The 3,598-nt window shown below is 70.4% G+C and carries 2 protein-coding genes; both read right to left on the reverse strand.

From position 1 onward, the window contains the following. Positions 1–130: 130 nt before the first annotated feature. On the reverse strand, positions 131–1,816 hold the full coding sequence (locus CHR28_RS37010; protein WP_094058117.1) for an LCP family protein: 1,686 nt from the start codon (positions 1,814–1,816) through the stop codon (positions 131–133). Positions 1,817–2,039: 223 nt separating this feature from the next. Beyond that, a partial coding sequence (locus tag CHR28_RS37015; protein ID WP_256984616.1) for an LCP family protein occupies positions 2,040–3,598 on the reverse strand: 1,559 nt, incomplete at its 5' end.

The raw sequence follows: 3,598 nt of genomic DNA on the forward strand, positions 1-3,598 counted from the left end.
GCCGACGACCGCCCCCACCACGTCTGTCATTGCGGATCTCGAAGTCCATCGCACCCCTTGAGCTGGGGTGTTGCAACGACCACTAGAAATCAAGGACCCGGGAGGGGGCCTTACGCGTGTACGGCCCCCGTCACCACTGGTAGGGGCGGTAGACGTTCATGCACTCCTTCTTGTCCGCGGTGAGCGCGTCCGCGCTGTCGGGCAGGTCGCCGGCCTTCACCGGCTCCTGCTCGGGATAGTCCGTGCCCTCCCGCCAGTCGGCGCCGACGACCAGCGTGGTGGTGGTGACGTCGTCGGTGGCCCGCACCTGGCCGCTCGGGACGCCGACCGCCTCGGCCACCGACAGCGCGTTGGCCCTGCCCTGCTCCCCGGTGCTCTTCGGGTACGTCAGCTGCGTGCGGGGCTGCGGGTTCTGCTGCTGCGCGGCGACCGCCCGGACGAACCCCTCCTGCTGCAGCGCGGCCACGATCGCGGCGGCCCGGTTCGGCACCGCCGCCCCCTGCTCGCCCGCCGTGCCGTTGACGACCGTGACCGACAGCCCCTCCGCGGGCGCGGCGGCGGGCCCGGTGGCCCGGGCGGACGCCGGGGACGGGCCGTCGGCGGCCTCCGCGTTCTTCCCGGCCTTCCCGGCCTTCCCGGCCTTCCCGCCCTTGTCGAAGGAGACGTCGTCGCGGATCATCGCCCACATCTTGTCCGCGTCCGCCGGCTTGGGCACCAGGTGGTTGCGGTTCAGCGGGTCCTCGATCCACGGCATCGTCGTCATCGTGATCCGGCTGGTCGGAACCGACTTGAGCTGCATGGCCAGGTCGTACAGCTCCTTGACCGTGCCGATCTCCTCGGACACCTTCAGCGCCTTGGTGCCCGCCTCGGCCAGGCCCATCAGCCGGCCCGTGTCGGTGAAGACGTTCTGCTTCTTCAGCGTGCGGATCATCGCGTTCATGTACATGTGCTGGGCCTTGGCGCGCAGCGGGTCGCTGCCCCAGGCGTGCCGGGTGCGCAGCCACTGCAGCGCCTGCTTGCCCTGCACGTTGTGCGTGCCCGCCTTGAGCTTCAGGCCGGAGCCGCCGCCCTGGCCGGGCAGCGGCCGGTCCCACACGTTCTGGTTGACGCAGACCGGGACGCCGCCGATCGCGTCCGCCATGTCCACCACTCCGGCGAAGTCGACCATCATCCAGTGGTCGATGTACACACCGGTCAGTTCCTGCCAGGTGGCCAGGGTGCAGCCCGGCCCGCCGCGCTGGAGCGACTCGTTGATGATCGTGTTCTTCGCCGGGTAGGTCTCGCCGGTGTCGGGGTCGGTGCACTTGGGGATGTCCACCCGGGTGTCCCGCGGGATGCTCACCACGGACGCGCTCTCCCGGTCCGCCGAGACGTGCAGCAGCATCTGCACGTCGGCCAGGGGCTTGCTGCCGACGTTGTCCCGGCTGCCGCCGAGCTTGAGGTTCTCCGCCGAGTTCCGGCTGTCGGAGCCGATCAGCAGGATGTTCAACGGGGTCTGTCCGGCCGCGTTGGGCTCGGACTTGCGGACGTCGGAGTCGCCGGCGTTGCGCTTGCCCTTGTCGATGTTGCCGTTGAGATGGCGGTAGTAGAGGTATCCGGCGCCGGCCGTCCCGAGTATCAGGACCGACAGCACCAGCGCGGACCAGCGCAGTATCCGGCGGCCGCCGCCGCGGCGCCGGCCGCTCCGCCTGCCCGGGCCGCCGTTGTCCCCGTCGTCCCCGCCCGCCGCGTGCGCCCCCGTCCGCGGACGCTCGTCCTGGACCAGGCCCCCCGCGTCGCGCCGTGTGCCGCCTCCGCGCACGTCACTCTGCGCCATACCCTGCCTCCCCACCCCTACGGCCGACCTCCGGGCCCGCCCCGCGTCGTGTTCGGATCACGGGCGAACCGTGTCCATTCGGACCGGGGGTTTCCCGGTTCTCGCCGGACACGGCGGTTCCCGCTCCTGGTTGGACACCTGACATGCCCGCTCGGATGTACACCCGGCCCGTATGTCCGGGCATGTCCCACCCACCTGTGAGACGCGGGAAACGGCGGTCAGGTCACTTCGCGCACTCGACCTTGTCGGCCGTGGACTTCTGCACGTCGTCCGGAACCTTCGACGGCGTGGTGAGCGGGACGCCCGCGCCCTTGAAGTCCTTGCCGAGGGTCAGGGTCATCGCGGGCAGCCCCTGGGAGTTGTCCACGCTCTCGCCCGGCTTCAACGCGGACCCGGACAGCCCCATGATCGCGGCGAGCCTGCGCGCCTGGGCCGCCTGGTCCGGGGCGTACTCCAGGGTCGTCTTGGCCAGTTCGGCGGGCGCGTTGCCCGCGTTCTCCGACTTGGTGACGCCCTCCTCCACCTGGAGCCAGCTGAGGGTCTCCTGGGCGCTGCCCGCGACCGCGCCGCCGTTGAGGATGCGCACCCGCACCTCGGAGGCCGGGGCCTTGCCGCCCTTCAGCCGGGCGGCCTCGGCGGCCTTCTCCTTCTTCTTCTGCTGCTTGACCTCGGTCAGCGACACGTCGTCCCGGACCATCGCGAACAGCTGCTGGGCCTGCGGCTGCTTCAGGACCACCGTCGCCTTGACCGTCTCCTCCGGGTTGTCGACGACGGGCACGGTGGCGAACGTGAGGTTCTTCGTGTCGAACTTGCCCAGTTCCGCCCCGAGATCGGCCAGCTTCTTGATCGTGCTGATCTGGGAGTCGACGGTCAGTGCCTTGGTGCCCGCCTCCGCCAGCTTGATCATCTTGGCGGGGCTGGTGAGCGTGTCGTTGGACTTCAGCTTGCGCATCAGCGAGCCCAGGAACTGCTGCTGCAGCTCGATCCGGCTCAGGTCGCCGCCGAAGCCCACGGAGTGCCGCGTGCGCACGAAGGCCAGCGCCTGCTCGCCCTCGATGGTGTGCTCGCCCTTGGGCAGATCGAGCTTGGAGTCCTTGTCCTTGATGTCCTTGGCCAGGCAGACGTCGACGCCGCCGACCGCGCTGGTCAGCGTCTTGACCGCGTTGAAGTCGGCCACCATGAAGTGGTCCATCTTCAGCCCGGTGAGCTCGGTGATCGTGCGCATGGTGCAGCTCGGCGTCCGGTCCTCCTGCCCGAGGCTCTGGTTGAAGCGCGTGCGCTGCTTGCCCGGGATGACCTTCTCGGTGCCGTCCTCCTGGGTCGTCGGACAGTCCGGGATGTCGGTGATCAGGTCGCGCGGGATGCTCAGCACCGTCGCGTTCGAGCGGTCCTTGGAGACGTGCAGCACCAGCGTGGTGTCCGCGTGCCCGGAGCTGCCCTTGTCGCCGTAGCCCTCGTTGCCCTCGCCGGTGCGCTTGTCGGTGCCGATCAGCAGGATGTTGATGGCACGGTCCTTGCTGAACCCGCCGGTGCCGGCGCCGTCGTCGGAGACGGACGTGATGTTGTTGTTGAGGTGCTCGTAGTAGAGGTACGCGGCCGCACTCACACCGACCAGCACGAAGGCCAGCGAACCGCCGGTCCACACCAGGACCTTGCGGCCCTTCGACTTCCGCGGCTCAGGACGGCGTCCGCGCCGCCCGGCGGCGGGCTCGGCCGGGGCGCCGGCGCGTCTGCGCGGGGCCGCCGCCTCGCCGCCCGGTGCCGTGGCCCCGGTCCGCCGCG

The sequence above is a fragment of the Streptomyces sp. XY006 genome, from assembly GCF_002237655.1.
In the GTDB taxonomy this organism is placed as follows: domain Bacteria; phylum Actinomycetota; class Actinomycetes; order Streptomycetales; family Streptomycetaceae; genus Streptomyces; species Streptomyces levis.

What these genes read in the sequence shown, in the direction of transcription:
- CHR28_RS37010 (WP_094058117.1), bottom strand. Translation starts at nt 1,816, where the DNA reads ATGGCGCAGAGTGACGTGCGCGGAGGCGGCACACGGCGCGACGCGGGG.